16 protein-coding genes are annotated in these 21811 nt (G+C 71.2%); 12 read left to right on the forward strand and 4 right to left on the reverse strand.

The annotated features are described in order from the left end of the window. Positions 1-102 precede the first annotated feature (102 nt). Genes ACFW5B_RS12650 through ACFW5B_RS12660 form a run of 3 tightly spaced genes read right to left on the reverse strand, consistent with a single transcriptional unit; the run spans position 103 to position 5594 of the window. A complete protein-coding gene (locus tag ACFW5B_RS12650) occupies positions 103-1989 on the reverse strand; it encodes an alpha-keto acid decarboxylase family protein (protein ID WP_386437490.1) in 1887 nt (628 codons plus the stop codon). Next, on the reverse strand, positions 1986-4115 hold the full coding sequence (locus ACFW5B_RS12655) for an FAD-dependent oxidoreductase (protein WP_386437493.1): 2130 nt from the start codon (positions 4113-4115) through the stop codon (positions 1986-1988). The genes ACFW5B_RS12650 and ACFW5B_RS12655 overlap by 4 nt, the downstream gene beginning before the upstream one ends. Positions 4116-4121: 6 nt before the next feature. Continuing rightward, on the reverse strand, positions 4122-5594 hold the full coding sequence (locus ACFW5B_RS12660) for a Dyp-type peroxidase (RefSeq protein WP_386437496.1): 1473 nt from the start codon (positions 5592-5594) through the stop codon (positions 4122-4124). Between the two features lie 652 nt (positions 5595-6246). On the opposite strand from ACFW5B_RS12660, the gene ACFW5B_RS12665 reads away from it, so the two are divergent. From ACFW5B_RS12665 to ACFW5B_RS12720, 12 genes are all read left to right on the forward strand, one after another. After that, entirely contained in the window at positions 6247-6726 is a 480-nt protein-coding gene (locus ACFW5B_RS12665) for a hypothetical protein (protein WP_386437499.1), read from the forward strand. A gap of 406 nt (positions 6727-7132) precedes the next feature. Beyond that, positions 7133-8248 carry an IPT/TIG domain-containing protein gene (locus ACFW5B_RS12670; protein WP_386437502.1) on the forward strand — a complete coding sequence of 372 codons (1116 nt, stop codon included), beginning with the start codon at positions 7133-7135 and terminating at the stop codon, positions 8246-8248. Between the two features lie 769 nt (positions 8249-9017). Then, positions 9018-9596 carry an RNA polymerase sigma factor gene (locus tag ACFW5B_RS12675; RefSeq protein ID WP_386437505.1) on the forward strand — a complete coding sequence of 193 codons (579 nt, stop codon included), beginning with the start codon at positions 9018-9020 and terminating at the stop codon, positions 9594-9596. Continuing rightward, on the forward strand, positions 9593-10321 hold the full coding sequence (locus tag ACFW5B_RS12680) for a hypothetical protein (RefSeq protein WP_386437508.1): 729 nt from the start codon (positions 9593-9595) through the stop codon (positions 10319-10321). The genes ACFW5B_RS12675 and ACFW5B_RS12680 overlap by 4 nt, the downstream gene beginning before the upstream one ends. Positions 10322-10427: 106 nt before the next feature. Beyond that, positions 10428-10580, forward strand: coding sequence for a hypothetical protein (locus ACFW5B_RS12685; RefSeq protein WP_386437511.1), 153 nt, complete (start codon positions 10428-10430; stop codon positions 10578-10580). 208 nt (positions 10581-10788) lie between these two features. Further along, complete coding sequence (locus ACFW5B_RS12690) at positions 10789-11994, forward strand: cytochrome P450 (RefSeq protein ID WP_386437514.1); 1206 nt, start codon at positions 10789-10791, stop codon at positions 11992-11994. A 162-nt stretch (positions 11995-12156) separates the two neighbouring features. Continuing rightward, positions 12157-13362: a Rieske 2Fe-2S domain-containing protein gene (locus tag ACFW5B_RS12695; protein WP_386437517.1), complete on the forward strand. Its 1206-nt coding sequence runs from the start codon at positions 12157-12159 to the stop codon at positions 13360-13362. A gap of 165 nt (positions 13363-13527) precedes the next feature. After that, positions 13528-13905, forward strand: coding sequence for a DUF2267 domain-containing protein (locus ACFW5B_RS12700; protein WP_386437520.1), 378 nt, complete (start codon positions 13528-13530; stop codon positions 13903-13905). A 493-nt stretch (positions 13906-14398) separates the two neighbouring features. Continuing rightward, a complete protein-coding gene (locus ACFW5B_RS12705; protein ID WP_386437523.1) occupies positions 14399-15670 on the forward strand; it encodes an MFS transporter in 1272 nt (423 codons plus the stop codon). Further along, the gene (locus tag ACFW5B_RS12710; RefSeq protein WP_386437526.1) at positions 15667-17502 is read left to right on the forward strand and encodes a S9 family peptidase; all 1836 of its coding nucleotides are present in this window, start codon (positions 15667-15669) and stop codon (positions 17500-17502) included. The genes ACFW5B_RS12705 and ACFW5B_RS12710 overlap by 4 nt, the downstream gene beginning before the upstream one ends. A 256-nt stretch (positions 17503-17758) precedes the next feature. Next, positions 17759-19693 carry a RiPP maturation radical SAM C-methyltransferase gene (locus ACFW5B_RS12715; protein WP_386437528.1) on the forward strand — a complete coding sequence of 645 codons (1935 nt, stop codon included), beginning with the start codon at positions 17759-17761 and terminating at the stop codon, positions 19691-19693. 49 nt (positions 19694-19742) lie between these two features. Beyond that, positions 19743-20414, forward strand: coding sequence for a DUF5825 family protein (locus ACFW5B_RS12720; RefSeq protein ID WP_386437530.1), 672 nt, complete (start codon positions 19743-19745; stop codon positions 20412-20414). Positions 20415-20671: 257 nt separating this feature from the next. On the opposite strand, the gene ACFW5B_RS12725 is transcribed toward ACFW5B_RS12720, so the two are convergent. Further along, the gene (locus tag ACFW5B_RS12725; RefSeq protein ID WP_386437533.1) at positions 20672-21646 is read right to left on the reverse strand and encodes a DMT family transporter; all 975 of its coding nucleotides are present in this window, start codon (positions 21644-21646) and stop codon (positions 20672-20674) included. Positions 21647-21811 lie beyond the last annotated feature (165 nt).

Here is a 21811-nt window from a genome sequence, read left to right on the forward strand (position 1 = left end):
AAGGTCCAGCGGGCAGGCCGCTGTCCGGCCTGCCACGCCGGGGGACCCCGGACGGCACCTTCGCGCCGCCGCCCGGGGTTCCGGCAGGCCGTATGGCTCCCGCTATCGCCCGCTCCCTCCCGACCCCGCCCCCGCGTCCGGCGGGCAGTTTTCGGCGATCTTGTACTTGAGCGCCTCCGGGTAGTCGTGGCGCTCCAGTTGCACCCGTACGACGACCGGGCCCTCGTTGATCGCGTCGTGGGGGTCGGCGATCCGGTCGAGCAGAGTGGTGAGTTCCTCGTGCCGGCGGATGGCGAAGCCGTGCATCGGATGCTTCGTGGAGCCGAAGACGTCCGCGAGCTTCTCGTAGCGCCAGGGGTGCAGTTCGTTGTAGAAGTCGGCGCCGTCGGAGCGCGGGGTGCCGTCCTGGTAGTAGCAGGGGTGGACGAGCATCTGCTCGATGCCGTAGAAGGCCTCGTTGTCCAGGACGAAGACCACCGGGCGCAGACCCATCCGCACGTGGGTGGACATCTCCTGGCACGTCTCCTGGAACGAGCCGTCGCCGACGAAGACCATCGCCCGCTTGCCCGCACGGCTCCGGCCGATCTCCACCCCGGTGGCCGCGCCGACCGAGTAGCCGATGGACAGCCAGCTGTTCTGCGCCACGTACGAGGCGCGCTCGGCCATCCGCAGGTTCATCGAGCCGATCAGCGCGAACGCGGCGTCGCACACCACGGTGAAGGGGTTGCGGGGCTCGCCCGCCGACTCGCTGGTCTGCGCTTCCAGGAAGGCGTTGAGGTGCCGGAAGAGACTGTCGTACGTCAGGCTCTCCGGGTACGGTCCGCCGGTCTGGGACGCCAGGTAGGCGTGGGTGCTGTCGGGGACCGCGTGGCCCTCGTCGTAGGCGCGGGTGAAGTAGTCCGCGTCGAAGGCACCGTCCCCGAACTCGGCCACCAGGCGCTCCCGCAGTGCGGGCAGGAACCGGGCAAGCTGCACATCGGGGAAGTACGAGGCGCCGACATGCACCCCGTCGTGGGCCGCGACCGCCCAGTCGGAGCCGATCGACCGCTCACCGCCGAGGTTCTTCGAGGTCGCCCAGGTGCCCAGCCCGATGCGGCAGCCCGCGCTCCGGAAGACCTCGGCGACATGCGGATTGCTGGCCTTGCCGTTGTAGACGCCGGAGAATCCCGGGGTGTACTCGGACACCACGGACTTGGCGCCGACGGTGGTGCAGAACGGGATACGGGTCTCCCGCACCAGCTGCTCGAACTCGTCGGACAGCCGGAAGCGGTCGATCTCCTCACCGGCCCACAGGATCGGGTTGCCGTACTGCCGGACCAGTTCCACACACGCCTCGACCGCACGGTCGAGCATCTGCTGCTTCTTCGCGGTGACCGGCCGCTCGCGCCGGGTCAGCCGGCCCTGCGGTGCGGGACACTCGGCCCCCCAGACGTCGTCCATCACCTCCAGATAGACCGGCCGGCGGTGGGAGAGGCAGGCGGTGATCGCGCTGTCGATCTGGGTGGGCGCCAGACCGGGGTTGGAGATGGCCTGGGCATCCACGGTCACCTGGCGGTAGACCTCCAGGTTGCTCTCCGGGCGCTGCGACATGTGCGAGGTGAGCAGGCCGATCGCCTGCTGGTTGAGCCACTGCTCGTAGGACGGCGCGGCATTGATCGCGATCAGCGGTACGTACTCGGCGAAGGCCCCGCCGATCGCGTTGAGCAGGTTGAACGCGCCCACGCTGTAGGTGACAGCGACCGCGCCGATGCCCTGCTCGCCGAGCGCGATCTCCGCGTCGGCGGACTTCACCCGGGCATAGGCGTCCGCGGCCTGACCGCCGCCGCCCTCCGTGGGGGTGCCCACCCAGCGCACCGAGGTCGTCTCGTGCAGGGTCGACAGGAACGGCCCCAGGTGGTCGCCCGGAACGCCGAACAGATGGGTGATGCCGAGCTGTTCCAGCCGGCGGGCCAGATACTCGGCCACGGTGCACGTCGTGGAGCTGGTCATGACGTCAGTACCCCCTCGCGCGGCTGGTCCGACGACCCGGTGGCGGTCCGGCGCTCGCGGGCTTCCGTGGTCCGCCCGCCGACGGCGCTCTCGTCGGCCGGGGGAGCCTCGTTGACGGCGATGGCGGCGCGTACGGCCGTCTCCACCGCGCCCTCGATCCAGGCGTGCTTGAGCGACACATGCTCACCGGCGAAGTGCACCGGCCCCTCGGGCCGCACCACATCGAGGTGGAAGCTGGTCATCTGGTGCGGGGTGTAGACGGCGGCCTCACCGCAGGCGTACGGGTCGCGCAGCCAGCTCTGGGTCTGGCCGGCACCGGTGTAGAAGACCTCGATCCGGCGGCCGTGCACGGTCTGGAGGTTGAGCAGGGCGTAGCTGTAGCGCTCGGCCTCCTCGAAGGAGTCCCAGCGCGCCGCGTCGTCCGACCAGGAGTAGCCCGCCAGCACCACGCCGCCCTGACTGCCGGGGACGGGGTGCGAGGGGTAGTACATGAAGCGGTTGGGGTTGTCGGTGGTGGAACCGCCGCCGTAGGCATGCGTGGCCGGCCGTACCCCGCCGCGCAGCGGGGAGTTGCGGTAGTACTCCACCTGCTGTGCGCTGATCCCCTTCTCGTCCACGCTCGGGTGGGCGCCGAGCAGCCCGGTGGGCAGCTCCCGCAGGCTCTGCGGAACGGCCAGCGCGGCCTCGGCCTCGTCCTCGCCCCGCTGCTGGTAGTACTCGTACAGCCCCGGCGCGATGGCGTCCAGCTCCCGCTTCCAGTCCTCCTCGGTGAACTCCCACCAGCGGCGGGAGAATTCCAGCAGCACCTTGGTCGCCTGGTCGTAGTGCGTCTCGATGACGGCCCGGCGCTTCTTGTAGGAGAACGGCGGGGTCACAGCGGTGAACCGCAGGCTGGAGAACGGGATGGTGACGATCGCCAGGTCCCCGGTCCAGGTCTCGACCGGCCCGGACGGATCGCCCTCGGGCACGGTCTGGATGGCGACCGCGGGGCCGCCCGGCCCGGCGAGTCCGCCATGGTGGCCGTCGCGTCCCGGGTCGTAGTACTCCAGCCGCACCATCCGCTGGCCCATCACGATCTGGTCCCGCAGATCCTTCGCGAGCGCCTCCGGGAGCTTGCGGCTGCCGCCCTCGATCTCCCAGTACGTGGCGGTGGGATCGATGTCGCTGCGGCCCAGGAAGCTGTGGAAGAAGGCGAGGTGCAGCCGCGAGGTCATGTTCTCGATCGTGCCGATCGCCTCGATGGCCTCGTCGCTGAACCCGGCGTACTCGCGCAGGAAGCGGCCCATCGAGAAGCCGTCGAAGTCACGGACGACGCCGGCCCAGCCGTCCAGCCACTCCTTGAAGGGCTTGTTGATGCGCTTTCCGTCGCTCTGCAGCACGGAATAGTAGTCGCGCACCGGCTCCAGCGCCTGGTTGACCATCTCCGACACGGTCAGCCGCGATTCACAGCCGGTCAGATGGAAGCCCTCGTTGATCTGCGACGGGTCCGCGGCGTAGTGGGCGCGGCGTACTTGGGCGCGGTTGGTGCGGATCCAGGTGTGGTTGCGCTTGTCCGGCTCCCGGAACTCCGGGCTGGGCTGGCCGTTCGTCCAGATCTTGCCGTCCTTGAACGACTTGTAGACCACCGGCGGGACGGGCGCGGTCTGATTGCCCGTCGACGGATCGATGTCGACGTTGAAGAACAGCCGCCGCTTCAGGCCGAGTTTGTCGATCAGCGCCAGGGTCAGCGGGTGGAAGCTGGGCAGGCGCATCGCACCGGCCTCCGCGTACTGGGCGGGGTCGGTGAAGGGCGGTGGCTCACCCTTCTTGGTGTGGAACGTCTTGATCCGGCCGCCGACCCGGTTGGCGTTGGCCTCCAGGATCGTCACATCGTGCCCGGCGCGGGTCAGCAGATCACCGGCCACCAGACCGGCGATGCCCGCACCGACGATCAGGATGCGCTTGGGGGTGGCCGTCCGCTCCAGCCCCTTGTCGATCAGTACGTCGAGGTAGCGCAGCTTGAGGTCCTCGTTGGCCGGCTCGGGGCCGACCAGCAGGAGTTCCCGGGCGAGCTGCTGGTAGGTCTTCTCGGTGGCGCGGTCGGCGCCGGGGCGCTCACCGCGGCTGTCATGACGGATGTCGCTCATCGAGGCTCAGCCCTTCCCGTCCAGGGGTTCGTTCGCGGAGAGTCGCCGCAGGGTGCTGATGGAGGGGGTGAAGGCGTACACCGCACCGGTGGTCCGCACGAACCGGTCCATCGTGACGGTGCCCTTCTGGCCGTCGGCCAGCTCGATATGGGCGTCCGGGCTGCCGGAACCGCCCTGGGGGATGGTGCCGGTCACCTTGTCGATGCCGTTGGGGGCACCGCTCTCACCCGGCAGGAAGTTGGGGTTGTTCGACCAGGCACGCTGCAGGAACTCGAACTGCCGCTCCAGCGACGTGCCGTAGCACACGAACATCAGGCCGCGCTCCGCGTCCGGGTTGCCGCCGGTGTACGCGGGGCCGTACGGAATGCCGCGGCGCATGACCCGGTGCCGCTGGGTGGGCTCGAAATGCCGGGGGTGCGACCTGCGGATGTGTGCGGCGCACGGGGTCTGCTTGCCCTTGCCGTCGTTCTCGTAGGTGAAGTCGTTGCGCTCCGGACCGACCCCGGTCACCGGGTTCTCGCCTTGCGCGAGCGGAGTGCCGTCCTTCTTCCGGCCGACCAGACAGGCGCCCAGCAGATCGGGGGAGATGCCGTGCGGCTGGAACTTTGCCGCCTCGCGCTTCACGGCCTCGTTCCAGCCGGGCACGTCCTGCGCAAGCCGGCGCACCACCTGGAGAGAACCGTTGTCCAGCCACTTCGGAGCCTCGGGCGGCTGTCCGCTCTCGCTCCGGTGACCGAAGACGAACTCGCCGGGCTCGACCAGCACGGACCCCGGGCGGTGGTCCCGGAATCCGGGATTCTCCCGGTCCTCGCGGTGGAAATCCTTGACCCCCGGCTGCGAAATGCCGTCCTTGTACCCGAAGTGCTCATGCCCGCGCAGGTCCCCGGTCAGGGTGCGGCCGTCGTCCTGGTGGACCAGGGTCACCCCGTGCGCCGAATCCGCTGCGGCGATATTCCTGAGCTTCTCGTTCAGCGCCTCCTCGGTGTCCGCCGCGACGATCAGCACGGCGTGCACGCCGGTCCGCTCCGAGCCGAAAAGCCAGTGTCCGGGCGCGCTCGTACCGTCGTCACCGAGGTCCGCCGCCCGTCCCTCGGCGCCCTTCACAAACGATTCGAAGGGCGCCAGATCCTGCTTCACCTTGTCGGGTTCCCGGGCGACCTGGAGCAGGCCCTGATACGTCAAAGACACCCCGACCCAGGTCGCGATGAGGGCCGGGTCCTGGCCGTACGCCCGGCGGGAGAGCGAGAACTCCTCATTGAAGTCCTCGACGGTGGCGGTCACCGAGACGCTGTTCAGCATGACGGACAGCCAGCCACGGCCGCCCGCGCCGTCGGGGAAACGCACGTAGCGGAACGCCGTATAGTCCTTGTTGAAACCGGAAAGAATGTTTCCCTGGATTTCCATGGATCTGCGCAGTGGCGGTTCCGGAAGCTGCTCGATTTCCGGGGCGCCGGTCGGGCGCAAAGAGGTAGTGGTCACGTCTCTCCTTCAGGGAACTGCGCATGATCCGGGGCGTCGGGAATGAGCGCGCAGGCGAAAACCGGCTCCCGGCACGCAGATGCAGAGGTCGATACGGAAGGGGTACAAGGGCACACCAAACAGCCGGTGCACGGCTTGTGCGGCCAGCCCAGCACCGAACCTGCCACCCCGCAGAGGCACCGAAGCCAAATGGAGCAAAGGCTCACCCGTACCGGTGAGCCCGCCTTGCCGACGAGGCCCGTGGCGCCCGGACGGGCCCCGGTCACCCCGCAGCGGCGCTCCACCGCCGGACCGCCGCGCTCGCGAATCCGGGAACCTACCCGCCGGGTGGCACTCCGCACCCTCACGGCCGGTCCGCACGGAAGCACCTGCCCACCGGGGCTGCCGCGGGAATGCCGCACCGCGCCCGGGACATCGGTCACAGAATGCCGGGGAGACCGCGAGTGCGCCCCTTTTCGCGCCCCTGAATGCACAACATTCGCGCTGTTCACCACCCATGCGGCGAGGCGGGGCGGCGAGGGGTTCGGGCGTGGGTACGGGCCTTCACACCTTCTGTTGAAGGGCGACAAGCGCGGGCCCGGCGCGAGCGGAATTCAGCAGATCCTGCTCTCTGGTCGGGCGCGCTGCCCGCCCATGACGGAAGGACACGGTTATGCGACGCACTATCGTCGGTGCCTGCGCCGCCCTCGCGGCGCTGGCCATCGGGGCCGGCCCGGCCACCGCCGCACCCGTTCCCGTGACGGCGCTGAACTGCGATGGCGACACCCATCAGTGCACGGCCAACCTCCGCTTCGGCGACGACAACTGGAAGGCCAGTTGGGGCGCGAGCATCTATCACCAGACGCTCCGGTCCGCCCAGCGCGCTCCGGTACCGGTGACCGCCCTCAATTGCGACGGCGACACCGGAAAGTGCATCGCCAACCTGCAATTCGGCGACGGCTACTGGCGGGCGAGCTGGTCCGCCGGCATCTACCACCAGGCGTTCCCCTCCACCAACCGCGCACGGCTCGCGGCTCCCGTCCCGGCGCACAGCCTGAACTGTGACGGGAACGTCGGCAGGTGTTCCGTCAACCTCCAGTACGGCGACGGAAATTGGAAGGCCGGCTGGTCCGCCACCATCTACCACCTGTAATAGCCGGCTGTTCCCTCGGACAGGGGGCTGAGGGCGGAAACGGGCCCGGGGCGAGCGAGATACGTCCCCGGGCCCTTACGCGTGACACGAGCGGAGCGCCCTGCGTACGCGACGGGGGCCGCAGCCGTATCCCGCACGCCCGCCGCCCACACCCGCGGCGCGGAAAAGCGGCGGCGGAACAACGGCGTACGCCAGTCCGCGGCGCGGGAGTGATGCTCATCTACGTATTGTCATTTTGATGGCCGAACGCACCATTGCTGTCCCGCACACGCCTTCTTCCGGCCCGTCGGGAACCTTACCGTCGCAGGCACCCAACATTCGAAGCGGCAACTACCGCTCCGCGATGCCCCTTTCACGAATGGACTCGTGAAAGGGTGACGGAGCGGCGGCTGCCCAGGGAGAAGTCATGTCCGACGCCATACAGCAGCAAGGAAATCCGCAGGCCCCGGGCTCCTGGCCGGGCGGGGACGGAGGCAGTGGAGACTGGCCCAGATATCCGAGAATTTACGAGGCCATTCCGGCATCGGGACCGACCACCGGAGGGAACACCGTTCTGCTCACCGGAGCGGGCCTCCTGGGCACGAGCCAGGTGCTCTTCGGCGGTGTCCCCGCCATCATCGTCACCCAGGACCCTTCCGGTAACTCGGTCACCGTCACCGCGCCGGCGCACGCCGCGGGCACCGTCCAGGTCATCGCCATCACCTCGCGGGGCAACAGCAATGCGGTGAGCTACACCTACACCGTCACCGGGCCGACCGGCCCGACCGTCACCACGCTCGTGCCCACCAGCGGGCCCACCACCGGCGGCACCGCGTTCGCCATCGTCGGGGCCAACCTCACCGGCGGCACGGTCACCTTCAACGGCGTCCCGGCCACCGGAGTGTCCATCAACGGCACCGGCACGGTGCTCACCGGCACCACCCCGGCCGGCCCCGCCGGCAACGTCCCGGTGGTGGTCACCACACCGGGCGGCAGCGCCACGGTCCCCGGCGGGTTCACCTACACGGCACCGCCGCCCACGGTCACCTCGCTGATCCCGGCATCGGGCAGCGCCGCGGGTGGTACGGCGTTCGTGATCACCGGGAGCAATCTGGGTGGGGCGTCGGTGACGTTCAACGGGGTTGCGGCGTCCGGGGTTTCGGTGAATGCGTCGGGTACGGCGCTGATCGGTTTCACCCCGGCCGGACCCGTCGGCAACGTCCCGGTCGTGGTCACCACCCCGGCGGGGAGCGCCACCGTCGCCGGCGGATACACGTACACCGCACCGCCGCTGCCGGTGGTGACCTCGCTGGTGCCGTCGTCGGGGACCACCGCGGGTGGTACGGCGTTCGTGATCACCGGGAGCAATCTGGGTGGGGCGTCGGTGACGTTCAACGGGGTTGCGGCGTCCGGGGTTTCGGTGAATGCGTCGGGTACGGCGCTGATCGGTTTCACCCCGGCCGGACCCGTCGGCAACGTCCCCGTCGTGGTCACGACTTCGGCCGGCAGCACCATCGTCGCCGGCGGATACACCTACGTGTGAGCGGCCGCTCCTCCGTCGGCGCCCCCGGCGCAGCGGCGGCCCGGGAGTGTCCGCTCCCACGATGACCCGGCGCGCAGTGCCACTGTGCCGTGCCTCGGCAGGGGTCGTCCCCTTCCGTTCCCGGTGAACACGGACCGGGCGTGTCGTTCCGGATGTGGGTGACGGGCGACACGCTCAGGTGGCACTCCGACGAGGTGAGGGCCTTCCGGCCCGGTGTGGATGGCGACATCCGCGCCGGAGTCGGAAGGCCCTTGCTCTTGTTGACGAGCAGTCAGGCGCCGGCGCACCTCTCCGCCGGCCCCCGCCCTCCGCACGGGAGTGTGATCCGTGCCACTCTCTCGCTTGATCGTTCCTCAACGCCGCAGGTCAGAAGCTCAACGTAAGCATTTGACTGCGGATCGTCATTTTTGGTCCATGGATCCGATTAACAATCGCGGCCTCGCGGGCGGTCTACAGGCAACAGAGCGGTTCCCCGGCGTCATCCGGACGCTGGGCGTGCACCGCGAACCTCGAAAGGAGAGGCAGTGGATCACCAGAGGCCCTGGGACACGCCAGCCATGGGCGGCGCGGCCAGGACGACCCCGGCCGTGCGCCGCGCCCGTGCGCGCGAGAGCACCCACACCGCCTCGCGGACCTGCGGCCCGTCGGACTGCCGCATTGTGCATGACCCGTACCGGGGAAGCCGGTGCGGTGCCGAACGGGAACTCCAGGTGCAGGTCCACCCCGGAGCGGTCCGCCCACCCGCGGCGGGCCGAGGGGTGGCCGCCCGGTGAGCGGCTACGGAGACGGACAGGAGTGGCACCCCGACCCGATGGACCGGCTTCGCGCCGACTTCACCACCTTCTTCAAGGAGGTGCAGTACCCCTACCTCGGCTATGCGATGCAGCTGCTGCGCAATCGTCAGGACGCCGAGGACGCGGTCCAGATAGCCGGGATGAAGATCCATGCGAAGTGGGACGAATTCGCCTCGCACCCCAACCTCCGGGCCCTGGGCCTGCGCGTCCTGCGCGACGCCATCAAGGACTACCTCCGCTCGCGCTACCGGGCGAACCGCCGCGACCGCGCCGCGGCCACCGAAGCCGGACTCCACCAGTCCTGCGTGGACCAGATCTGGCACCTGGGCACCTACGACGCCCTGGACCGCGCCATGGACGAACTGGCCCGGCGGGAGCCGCTGCAGGCCGAGTGCGTCCGGCTCCGCGTCGCACAGCTGAGTTACGAGGAGATCGCCGAGATCCTCGGCATCACCCCGGGCACGGCGCGCACCTACTACTCCCGCGGCCGCAAGCTCGCCAAGGAACTCGCGGCCGGCTGTCTCCGGAACGATCAGGAAGGAGAACCGTCGTGACCATCGAAGACATTCTGCAGGCCGAAGCCGATGAGGTGGGAAGCGTACTGGCCGACCACGATCCTGAAGCCTTCACCCGCCGGCTCGCCGAGCGGATCGCCGAGGCGGAGCGCAGCGCCGAGACCGAGCGCCTCGCTGAGACGGAGCGCCTCGCCGAGGCCGAGCGGCAGATCCTCGCGGCGCGGCCGGTGGCCGACGGCCGGCCCGACCGCGGCCCGTCCCCGGCGCGCCCCGGCCGCGCCCGGCCGCTGCCCAGACGGCCCCGGCCCCGACGCGTGCCCAGCGCCACGGCAGGCCCGGAGGAACTGCGCCGGCATCTGCACACCCTGTGCGAGTCGGTGCTGCGCGGGGGGCACCGGGGGCGTCTGGAGAAGTTCGCCCGGAACTACGACGCGGCCGGCGCCCGGACGTTCGCCTGTCTGCTCTACTCCATCGACCGGCCCGAGGCGGCGGTCTTCTGGTGGCAGTTCGCGGCCGGGGCCGAGGATCAGCTCTCCGCCCACTGCCTGGCGATCCACCACGCGGCCGACGACAACCTCATCGACGCGCGACTGTGGCGCACCATCGCCACCGCCCTGGGCTACTCACCGCGCCGGCATCTGCCCAACCCGGCGCCCGGCGCCCCGCTCCCGGACCTCGGCCGGCTGCTGGCGCGTTCCGGGCCCGAGCTACAGCAGTTCGCCGAGCCGCAAGCCCCTCTGCACGTGGGGTGCGCGGGGCGCTGACGACACCGGCCAGGCGTCCCCACCCCGCCCCGGCACCCCGGCGCACGCCCCGGCCGGACGGGGAGGGGCGGGCACGCACCACCCACCACCGAGCAAGGAGACGCCCATGAAGGACCGAGCGGAGGACCGGCAACCCCCACCGCGCACGTCGCGCCGCCCGTGGCTGAGGAAGTACGCCCGCTTCACCGCCGCCCATGCCATCGAGGGGGTGGCCGGAGCCGTCATCTCCGGTCTGCTGCTGTACCTGACCCAGCGGTAGCCGGGGCCCCGGACGCTGCGACCTGCCGCCGGCGCCGAATGGTCCGGCGGCAGCGTCGTTTCCCGCGCCTGTGCACGGCCGAACCCTGGCAACAAGACCGCCCCGTAAGGCATTTCGGTCCGGCTCGCGGTTATCGCCCCCACGGCCGGGGAGGGTTCCCCCGTACCCAGTCGTCACCGAGGCAGCGTCATGACGGACAGGAGGCCGGATGACCACGGAACCGATGCAGACGGTGGAACTGGCGGCGATGGGCGAGGATTTCGTCCGCGACCCCTATGAGGTATACGCACGACTGCGGGAACAAGGACCGGTGCACCGCGTACGCCTCCCGGACGGCACGGTCGTCTGGCTGGTCGTCGGCTACGACGAGGTGCGTGCGACGCTCAGCGATCCCCGGCTGTCGAAGGAGTGGCGGCACGCCTCGTCCGCGCAGCCGATGCAGCCGGTGTCCAGCGGCGTGTCGATGCTCCGCGCCAACGCGCCGCAACACACCCGGTTACGCGGTCTGGTGGCCCGCGCCTTCACCGCACGCCGCGTGGCGGCCCTCGCACCGCGCGTCCAGGAGCTGACCGATGGGCTGCTGGACGCGATGCTCGCCGCCCCCGACGGCCGCGCCGATCTCGTCGACGCGCTGGCCTTCCCGCTCCCGATCACCGTCATCTGCGAACTCCTCGGCGTGCCCTTCCTGGAGCGGGACACCTTCCGCACCTGGACCGACATCCTGATGGTCGGCGCTCCCACGCCGGAGACCCGGGAAGCCCTGACGGCCATGACCGGCTACCTCGACACGCTGGTGGCGACCAAGCGCGCCCGCCCCGGCGACGATCTGCTGAGCGATCTGGTCGCGGTGAGCGACGAGGACGGCGACCGGCTCAGCCAGGAGGAACTCCTCGGCATGGCACAGCTGTTGCTGATCGCCGGCTACGAGACCACCGGCAACCTCATCGCCAACGGCGTCCTGGCGCTGCTCACCCATCCGGACCAGCTCGCCGCACTGCGCGCCGATCTCTCCCTCATCGACGGCGCGGTGGAGGAGATGCTGCGCTACGACGGCCCGCTGGAGACCTCCACCTTCCGCTTCACCCTCGAACCGACCGAGATCGCGGGCACGGTCATCCCCGGCGGTGGCGAAGTCGTGCTCCCGGTGATCGCCGACTCGGGGCGCGACCCCCTCCGCTTCACCGACCCCGACCGCTTCGACCTCACCCGCGACGCCCGCGGTCATGTGGCCTTCGGTCACGGCATCCACTTCTGCCTCGGGGCCCCGCTCGCCCGCCTGGAGGCCCGGATCGCGGTACGTACCCTCCTGGAACGCTGCCCGGAGCTGGCGCTGGACGCCCACCCGGCCGACCTGCGCTGGCGGCTGGGCGCCCTGCTCCGCGGCCCCCGCCATCTCCCCGTCCGCTGGTCGTGACCTCCCTGCCCGTCTCCGTCACCCTCCGGGGCGAGCCTGATTGGCGTCGTACCGGGGGAAACGCACAAGGTGATTGCGGAGGACTGATACGGCGCGCTGCCCGCCGGACACCCGATGTTCTCCCCGTTCCGTATCACCGACCCGCGTGCGAGGGAGAAACGTATGACCAAGGCTCAGCCCGCCAGGGACGGGGCGAATTCCGCCGGGGCGGCCGAGGGGCCGGGCCATTTGCGTGAATTCCGTTCCGGAACGACGGCAGACCTTCGGCGTACGGGCATCAACCCGAATTTCTGGTACCCGGTCGCGGTGTCCGGCAGCGTGCCGAGGAACAAGACCTTCGCCGCCGTGTTCGCGGGGGAGCGGATCGTGCTCTACCGCGGTGCGAGCGGCACGGTCTTCGCGCTGGAGGACCGCTGTGCCCACCGCCAGGTGCCGCTGAGCATGGGCGTCGTGGAGGGCGAGACGCTGCGCTGCTGCTACCACGCCTGGGCGTACCGCGGGAACGGCCGGATCTCGCAGATCCCGTATCTGCCCAAGGGCGCCGACCGGCCGCCGCGCGGGGTGCGCAGCTATCCGGTGCGGGAATTGTACGGGCTGGTATTCGTCTTTCCGGGTGACCCGGAGAAGGCGGACACGACCCCGCTGCCCGAGCTGCCGGAATTCCATTCCGCCAGGCACAAGACCATGACGTTTTCGCGTACGGTGCACTGCCACTACTCGTTCATGCACGAAAATCTGCTGGACATGAACCACCAGTTCCTGCACCGCGGGGTCCTCGGCAAGATCCACCCCAAGCTGCTCGGATACGAAACCGGTCCGGAATTCGTGGAGGCCCGGTATCTGTTCGTTCCGGCCGGTGGAAAGAAGGACCGCGGCGCCGGTCTGCTGTCCGGTGAGGGCTTCGGCGGGGGCGATTCACCCGACGTCATCACGGTCCGTACCGGGTACCCCTACCAGACCCTGCAGGCGGTTCCCGAGAACTCCGACCTCCCGGCCTTCTCCCTCTGGGCGGCCTATGTACCGGAGGACGCGGAGCAGCGCGTCAATCACGCCTACGGCCTGCTCATGATCGCCAAGCCGCCGGTCCCGGGCGCCCTCCACCTCGCCTGGCCGTTCATCCGGCGCTTCACCGAGCGGGTGTTCGCCGAGGACCGGATGGCGGTCGAGGCCGAGCAGCGGGCCTGGGACGAGCAGGGCGAGGACTGGAACCAGGAAGTCTTCCCGCTGATCCTCGATGTCCGGGACGTGCTGCGCACCAACGGCGTCCCCGTCCGTCCCGAATCCGCCCTGTGCGGCGCCGCCGCGCTCTGCGACGGCGCACCGCGGACCGGCACGGCACCGGACACCGGAGCGCGCCGGCCGGGCTGACCGGCGAGGCTGTGCGGGGGCGGGCTCTGACGCGCGCGGAAGGCGTCTGATCTGGGATCACCGCAGGTCAGGCGTCTTCCGGGCGTGGTGGTGCCGGGATCGTGGCAAGGTGGTGAGTGAGGTTGCCTCCCTCGCCCGTCCTTCGATTCCGATGTGGAGGCTCGCATGGACGACAAGGAGTTCTTCCAGGCGGTGGCGGTCCGCGCGGGGCTCTCGCGGCAGGAAGCGGCCGATCTCACCCGCGCCACTCTCGAGACGCTCGCCCAGCGGCTGAGCGATGGTGAAGCCCGCGATCTCGCCCTCGAACTTCCCGAGCCGCTGCGTGTCCCGCTCGAACTGGGGCGGGGCGAGATGAAGATCTTCGGGCCGGAGGAGTCGATCCGCAGGGTCCGTGAGCGCACCGGTCTGTCCGGGCCGGAGGCCGACCGCGGTGTACGGGCGGTCCTCGGCACGCTGCAAGAGGCGGTATCCCGCAAGGAGTTCGACCACGCCATGTCGCAACTCGGCAAGGAATACGCGCAGTTGGTTGAGACCAGGCCCTGACGCGGGTTTTTTCCGACTCACCTGGGGCCGGGTGATGCCGCATCGAAGGCAACGCCCGTCCCACGCCTCACAGCGGTCGACGCGGCGAGTTGAGGGTGCCGGAGCGCTGGTCGGCGCGGCCGGTCTGCCCGGCTGCCCCGCTCGAAGCTGTTCTTCGCACGCACCTTGTGGCTCACGTCACTATCTGGCTAAGCTCCGGCACGATTCGGGCACATTTCCTCCGCAAGTTGACCTATTAGTGCGGCGATCTTCACGATCCGCCCACATACGTGAGGTGGCTTCGCATGGCACGGTCAGCGGCATCCCCGGCAGGCGAAGCACCGTACGGCTTATCGTGCGTCGCCTCGCGAGCCGTGTTGGCGGACGGCCCGACACGCGGCAGTGCGTACGGCCGCGCGACCGGCCGCACATCCTGCGCCGCGGACCGCCCGGCACGGGCACCGCACCACGGGGCCCGCCGCGGCACCGCGAGACCCGCCCCGGGCCGTCCCTGATGACCGGGCCCGCCCCGGCGGTGGCACCGGCCGCTCCGCTGCCCCAAGTCCGCCGCGACGTCCGGCTGTTCTGGTGCGCGGGCACCTGCGACGCCCTGGGCAGCCAGACGTCCGGGCTCGTCCTGCCGCTGCTGCTGCTGACCCTCGGCAGGTCTCCCGCCGAGGTCGGGGCGCTCGCCGGACTCTCCGCGGTGGCGACGCTGCTGCTCGGCCCGTTCGCCGCCGTCCCCGCCGACCGCGGGGCGCGCAAGCGGCTGATGGTGGGCTCCGCACTGGTCTCCGCCGCCGCGATGACCGGTGTCACCGTCGCCGTCGCGGCGGGCCGCGTCCCGCTGGCCGTGCTCATCGCCGCCGTTCTCGTCGAGCGGTGCGCGACCTCCTGCTACGAGGCGGCGGCGCTGGGCACCGTCGCCCTGGTCTGCCCGCCCGAGGAGCACCGGCGCGTCCTGTCGCGATTACAGGCGGGGGAGCGGGGCGCCCTGGTGCTCGGGCCTGCGCTGGGCGGGCTGCTCTTCCACGCCGAACGATGGCTGCCGTTCCTGGCCGACGCCCTCTCGTACGCCGTCGCGGCGGGCTGTATAAGCGCCATCCGCTCGCCGCTCGCCGCGCACCGCACAGAAGGCGCTCCGGACGGCGCGGCGCACCGCGGCCGGCGTTCCCGCCTCGCCGAAGCCGGGGCCGGGCTGGCGCTGGTCCGCCGGGAGCCCTTCCTGCGGCTGGCACTGGTGTGGATCGCGGCCGTCAACGCCTTGCTCGTCGCGCTGTATTACACGACCGTTTTCGCGCTGCAGAACCACGGCCGGGGCGCGGCACCGCTCGGTCTGGTCCTCGCGCTGGCCGGAGCGGCCGGTCTGGCCGGTGCGCTCGCCGCGCCCCGGATCGCCGGCCGGCGCTCCGCGGGCCGTGCCCTGGTGGCGGTGTCCTGGCTGATGGTGCCGCCCGCCGCGGCCCTGGCGGCGGCCCGGGACGCCTGGCACTTCGGCCTGCTCTTCGGCCTGCTGTGCCTGCTGACGCCGGTGGCCACGGTGGCGCTGCAGGCCCGGATCATCCAGGTCGTCCCGCTCGGACTCCAGGCACGTACGGGCACCGTGCTGGCCACCGTGTCGGGCGCGGCCGCGGCCGCGGCGCCCGCGCTGGCCGGGCTGTCGGCCGACCGGTTCGGTGCCGCCGCCACCCTCACGGGCTGCGCCGTACTGCTGGCCGGGCTCGCGCTCTACACGGCGTGCGTGGCACCGGCCCGCACCCGCGGCGCCCTTCCGGAGCCGGCATGAGCACGACCGCGGCGCACCCCGCCGGCACCGGCTTCCGCGTCTACCACCCGGCGCTCCCCGAGGTCTGCCCGCGCGACCCGGCGCGGATGGCGCTGGCCGCGGACGCCGACGGCCGCTGTGAGATCTTCACCTGGAACGCCACCACCGGCACCGCGCGCCAGGTCACCGACAGCCCGCACGGCACCCTGCACTGCGCCCTCGACGCAGACGCCCGGGTGTGGTGGTTCGCCGAGGACCGCGACGGCCGAGGGCGCTGGTACTTCCAGGACTTCGCGGGCGGCGCGCGGCGGCCCGGTCTCACCGGCCTGCGGACGGGTCTCCCGCACGGCCTCGCCGTCAGCGACGCCGGGACCGTGGCCATCGGTCTCGGGAACGGCCGCGGGATGAGCGTCCACCTCGGAAGACCCGGGGGGCCGGCCCGGCAGGTGTGCCGCGTCGACGGCCAGGCGCTGCTGGTGGGCAGCTCGCCCTCGGGAGGGCTGCTGGCACTGTCCGGGGCGGCCGGCTCCGACCGGGCGGTCACCCTGATCAGCTGCTCCGGGGCGGTGCTCGACCGGCTCTCCGGACGGCACGGCCGGCTCTGGGCGCTCGGCTTCGCGCCGTCCCCGGCGGGCACCGAACTCCTGCTGGTCCAGGAGCACCAGGACCGCTACCGGCTCGCGACCTGGCGGCCCGGCCGCGGGCTGCTGCCCCAGGACTGGTGCTGCTTCGACACCGAGATCACCGCGCGCTGGTACCCCGACGGCCGCCGCGTCCTCATCCGCCAGGACCGTCACGGCCGTTCCACGCTCACCGCGGCCGACCTCGACCGGCACACCCTGACCCCGGTGCCGACCCCGCCCGGCACCCTCCTCGACGCCGTTCCGCACCCGGGCGACGACGTCCACCACCTCTGGACCGACACCGCCACCCCGCCCCGGATGCGCTCCACCGCCGGCACCCGGCTGCCCGCACTCGCCACCCTGCCCGCCCCCGCGCCCGGCCGGCACCGCGAACTGTGGACCCCCGGGCCGGACGGTCCCGTGCACACCCTGCTCAGCGAACCGGACCTGGTGACCGGGCGGCGGCCGCCCCTGGTGTTCCTCGTGCACGGCGGCCCCGCCGACCACGACCGCGACGCCTACGACCCGGAGGTGCACTCCCTGGTCGCCTCCGGGTTCGCGGTCGCCCGGGTCAACTACCGCGGCTCCACCGGATACGGCCCCCGCTGGCGCGCCGCGTACGGCGCGGGCGTCGGGCTCACCCAGGTCGCCGACCTCGTCGCGGTCCGCACCGATCTGCTCCGCCGCGGCCTGGCCCGCCCGGACGCGACCGGCCTGTGGGGCAGCTCCTGGGGCGGCTATCTGACCCTGCTGGCGCTCGGCACCCGGCCGGACCTCTGGCAGGCGGGTGTCGCGGTCAAACCGGTCGCCGACTGCGCGGCGGCGTACCGCACCGGCACCCCCGCCCTGCGCGCCCTGGACGAGCGGCTGTTCGGCGGCACGCCCGACGACGTGCCCGAGCGCTACGCCCGCAGCTCACCCCTCCACTACGCCGCCGCCGTCCGGGCCCCGCTGCTGGTCATCGCCGCCACCCTCGACGCCAAATGCCCGCCCGGCCAGGTGCGCGGCTACCTCACCGCGCTGCAACGGGCCGGCGCGGCACACGAGTCGATGTGGCTGGAGACCGGTCACGACGGCTACACCGGCGCCCACCACGTGGCCGTGCTGCAGCGCGCCATGGGCTTCCTGGACCAGCATCTGCGCCGCGCACCCGCGGCCCACCGAACCCCCCGTCCCACGGAGGACGGGGCCGCCGGAGGCACCGGCCCGGCCGGTACCCCCGGAGCGTGAGAACCGTTCCACAACCGCCAGAAGAGGAGCAAGGACATGCAGAAGGACATCATCCACAACGACCCGCTCGCGGGTGACGAGGAGAACCGCCGGCCGAGCATCGGTGTCACGGTGACCGTCCCGTTCCGTAACGCCGAGGACACCGAGGAGGACTGACCCTCCCCGGCCGGCCCGGTGCCCGCCGGGCCGGCCGGACCCCGCACGTCACCGGCCGGCCGTCGGCCACCTCCCACTCACCGCCACACGAGGAGCCGCCATGCGCGTCCTGCTGGTCAACATGCCCTGGTCCCCGATCGACCTGCCGTCCCTCGCGCTCGGCATCCTGCGGCGCAGCGTCGACGAACGCACCCCCGGGCGGGCCGAAGTCCTGCACGCGAACCTGGAGTTCACCGACTGGATCACCCGGCGGACCACGTTCACCGCGGACGACTACCAGTTCTACGCGCTCTCCTCGTACTTCATGGGCTGCGGCGACTGGGTGTTCTCCTCGGCCCTGTACGACGATCCCGAGTGGCGCGTGACGGAGTTCAGCGTCTCGATGCGCGGAAAACTGCGCGAGGAGCGGCTGGAGATGTCCAAGGAACTCCACCGCGTGGTACCGGAGTTCGTCCAGGAGATCGCCGAGCGGATCGTCGCGGCCGCCCCCGACGTCGTCGGCTTCACCTCGACCTTCCAGCAGAACACCGCCGCGCTCGCCGCCGCCAAGTACGTCAAACGCCTCGCCCCGCACATCAGAACCGTCATGGGCGGCGCCAACTGCGATGCCGAACAGGGCCATGCCGTCCACCGCAACTTCCCGTTCCTGGACTTCGTGGTCCGCGGAGAGGGCGAGGCCGCCTTCCCCCAGCTGCTCAACGCCCTCGACGGGGGCGGCGACCTGTCCGCCGTCCCCGGGCTGTGCCACCGCGGCGCCGACGGCGAAAGCGTCGCCAACCCGATGAGCACCACACCGCTGCCGCCCGCGACCATTCTGCCGCCCGACTACACCGGCTACTTCGAGCGGCTGGCGTCCTCCGTCGCCCGCAACTGGGTGGAGCCCAAGCTCGTCGTCGAGGGGGCCCGCGGCTGCTGGTGGGGAGAGAAACACCACTGCACCTTCTGCGGCCTGAACGGGTCCTTCATGCAGTTCCGCAGCAAGAGCCCGGACACCTTCTACGACGAGATCATGGACCTGGCCCGCCGGCACCGGGTGCTGGACATGTACCTCGTCGACAACATCCTCGACATGGGCTACCTCGGCACCGTCCTGCCGCGCATCATCGACAGCGGCCACGACCTGCGGATGCACATCGAGATCAAGGCGAACATGCGCCGGCCCCAGCTGCGCCTGCTCGCCGAGGCCGGAATGATCTACGTCCAGCCCGGTATCGAAAGCCTCAACAGCCGGGTGCTCGACCTGATGGACAAGGGCGTGAGCGGCTGCCAGAACGTCCGGATGCTCCGCGACGGAGCCGAGACCGGGCTCTCCGTCTCCTGGAACTACCTGCACGGTTTCCCCGGTGAGAGCGCCGCGGACTACGAACCCGTCATCGCCCAGATACCGGCCCTGGAACACCTCGACCCGCCCGTCGACCTGTCCGCCCGCATCGCCATCGAACGCTTCAGTCCGTACTTCAACCGGCCGGAACTCGGCTTCACCGGACTGCGCCCCGAAGAGCACTACCGCTTCACCTACGACCTGCCCGAGTCCGAACTCCTCGACATGGCCTACGTCTTCGAGGCCCCGGAACGCGGTATCGCCAAGCCCACCGTCACCGCGCTCAACGACGTCCTCGGCGACTGGAAGAAGCACCACGTCGACAGCCGGCTCACCCATGCCGACCTCGGCGACCGCATCGTGCTCGTCAGTCGCCGGCGCGCCTTCGACTGGGGCGCCATGGAACTCACCGAGCCCACCGAGATCGCCGCCTTCCGGCTGCTCGACCAGCCACACGCCCCCGCCGCACTGACCCGCAAGCTCGCCGCCCGCCTGCCCGAGCACACCGTCGACGCCGCCGCCGTGCACGCCCTCCTCCAGCACTGGGTGACGCTCGGGCTGGTCTTCACCGACGGCGGTCAGTACGTCCACCTGGCGCCGGCCGCCGTCAACGAGGACCTGCTGCGGCTCGACTTCATGCGCCACACCCACGCCGCGACGGCCCCGCAGGAGCGCCCGGACGGCGACGCCCGCACCCTCGTCGCCCACGTCTGACATCCGACCGGCCCGCCCGCAGGCCGTCCATGCCCCGCAGGAGAACGCCATGACCAGCACCGTTGCCGCTGCCCGGACCCTGACCCTCCACGCCTGGCGGGACTACGACGAGGACGCCTGCGCCCTCCCCGGCATGAGCCTGGGAGCCGTCGAGGTGACCGCCCCGCCGGACGAGCAGGCCACCCGGCTGTGGGAACTCGGGGCCCGCCGGGTCGAGTTCACCGGCGAGATCGATCTGACCGCGGTCGACGACCCCGCTGACGCCGCCCACGCCGTCCGGCGGCTGTGCCTGATCCGCGATCTGACGGCCCGTGCCGTACTGGTGCACTGGCAGCTGCGGCTCCCCCCGGAGCCCGACGACGGCTGGCGCGACCTCAGCCACCTCCAGCCGCCCCGGACCCTCGCCGGCCCCGCCGACCCCGAGGCCGCGCTCGCCCAGTGGCGCAATGAGCACTATCTCTGCAAATGCCTCTGGCGCCAGGGACCCGGCTTCGTCCAGATCCGCGACCGCCGCTGGGGCGAACTGCGCCGTTTCACCGCCGAGGAGCCCGAATACCAGGAGGCGATCACCCGGCTCTCCTACGGAGCGCCGCTCCGCACCGTGCCGAAGGCCATCGCCGCCGACTTCCTGACGGAGCGCCTGGCGGCCCGAACCGGCCCCCTGCTGTGGTGGCTGCCGTACCGGGTGAACCGGTGGATACAGGAGGCGATGGCCATCTGAGGCCCGCGGCGGAGCGGCCGGCCCCGCGGTCCCGGTACGTGCGGAGGGCATCCGGACACCAAGCCGTATGCGCCCACCGCCAAAAAGCCGGGCACGGGCGGCGCGGCCGCCACCGTGAAGATCTCCAGGAGCGGCCCCGGCGGCGCCACGAAGGGCGAGGCCGGTCCGCGATCGACCGCAAGGACAGCTCCGAAGCGGAGACGTACAAGAACGCCTTCAGCTCCGCGGTGGACGAGTGGGAGAGCGACGCCGAACCTTCAAGTCCGTGTGCCCCTGGGGGTGTCCGCCCCGGCCGCGGACACCTCGGCATCGCCCCGCCCGGCCGCACGGTCCTCGCCCGGACCCTCCGGGACCCGCGCCCGCGCCTTCCCCCGCATCCGCGACACCGCGACTCCGGAGAGGCAGAGCAGACCGCCGAGGAGGGTCAGCCGGCCGGGAACCTCGCCGAGCAGCAGCCACGACAGGAAGACCACGATGACCGGCACCGCGTAGGTCGTGGCGCCCATCTTCCCGACCGTCGTACGGGACACCGCATAGGCCCACGTGGTGAACGCCAGGGCGGTCGGGAAGACACCCAGGTACACCATCTGCAGCGTCGCCGGCAGCGGGGCCCGGCTCACCTGCGACACCAGCTCACCGGCGAACGGCAGACAGGCCACCGCTCCGGCGAGCGCGCCGAACGTCGTCACCTGCGTCGGCGTGGCATGCAGCAGCGTCGGCTTCTGCAGCACCACCCCCACCGCGTACGCCAGCGCCGCTAACAGACACAGCAGCACACCGAGAAGCGACGAGGTGCCGCCGCCGGACATCGACAGTCCGACCACCACGGCCCCGGCGAACGACACCGCCATGCCCGCCATCAGCTTGGGCGGGAACCCCTCCTTCAGCAGCCACCCGCCCAGCAGCGCCATCAGGATCGGCCCGACATTGACGACCAGCGAAGCCGTCCCGGCATCCACATGCCGCTCACCCCAGTTGAGCGCGACCATGTAGGCGCCGAACCACAGCACCCCCGACGTGACGATGCCGAGCCGGGCCTCGCGGGGCGGGAGCCCCTCACGCCGGACCAACAGCAGGACACCGAGCACGACGGAGGCCACCACCAGTCTGCCCAGGGCGAGCGCACCGGGCCCGAAGTAGTCGGCGGAGCTGCGGATGGCGATGAACGACGACGCCCACAGCACGACGGTGACGGACGCCGCGGCGAGCGCGCGGCCATCCGGTTTGCTCACGGACCCGGCATCGCCGTCCGCCGCTCCAGTTCCCACCTGCCGGCTCACTCTTGTGCCCTCCCTGGTGCTCTTCGCGCACGCCCGCCGCGCACACGTCAACTGTCAGCCTCCAAGAGCCGGTACCACACTGACAAACGAATAGTGGAGGCTGGTCAGGAGGGGGTG

The sequence above is a fragment of the Streptomyces sp. NPDC058773 genome (assembly GCF_042746015.1).
Taxonomy (GTDB): domain Bacteria; phylum Actinomycetota; class Actinomycetes; order Streptomycetales; family Streptomycetaceae; genus Streptomyces.

Coding starts and splice junctions, on each gene's coding strand:
- ACFW5B_RS12715 (WP_386437528.1), top strand. CDS start 17,759: ATGCGCGTCCTGCTGGTCAACATGCCCTGGTCCCCGATCGACCTGCCG.
- ACFW5B_RS12655 (WP_386437493.1), bottom strand. CDS start 4,115: ATGAGCGACATCCGTCATGACAGCCGCGGTGAGCGCCCCGGCGCCGAC.
- ACFW5B_RS12670 (WP_386437502.1), top strand. CDS start 7,133: ATGTCCGACGCCATACAGCAGCAAGGAAATCCGCAGGCCCCGGGCTCC.
- ACFW5B_RS12700 (WP_386437520.1), top strand. CDS start 13,528: ATGGACGACAAGGAGTTCTTCCAGGCGGTGGCGGTCCGCGCGGGGCTC.
- ACFW5B_RS12720 (WP_386437530.1), top strand. CDS start 19,743: ATGACCAGCACCGTTGCCGCTGCCCGGACCCTGACCCTCCACGCCTGG.
- ACFW5B_RS12650 (WP_386437490.1), bottom strand. CDS start 1,989: ATGACCAGCTCCACGACGTGCACCGTGGCCGAGTATCTGGCCCGCCGG.
- ACFW5B_RS12705 (WP_386437523.1), top strand. CDS start 14,399: ATGACCGGGCCCGCCCCGGCGGTGGCACCGGCCGCTCCGCTGCCCCAA.
- ACFW5B_RS12690 (WP_386437514.1), top strand. CDS start 10,789: ATGACCACGGAACCGATGCAGACGGTGGAACTGGCGGCGATGGGCGAG.
- ACFW5B_RS12695 (WP_386437517.1), top strand. CDS start 12,157: ATGACCAAGGCTCAGCCCGCCAGGGACGGGGCGAATTCCGCCGGGGCG.
- ACFW5B_RS12710 (WP_386437526.1), top strand. CDS start 15,667: ATGAGCACGACCGCGGCGCACCCCGCCGGCACCGGCTTCCGCGTCTAC.
- ACFW5B_RS12665 (WP_386437499.1), top strand. CDS start 6,247: ATGCGACGCACTATCGTCGGTGCCTGCGCCGCCCTCGCGGCGCTGGCC.
- ACFW5B_RS12685 (WP_386437511.1), top strand. CDS start 10,428: ATGAAGGACCGAGCGGAGGACCGGCAACCCCCACCGCGCACGTCGCGC.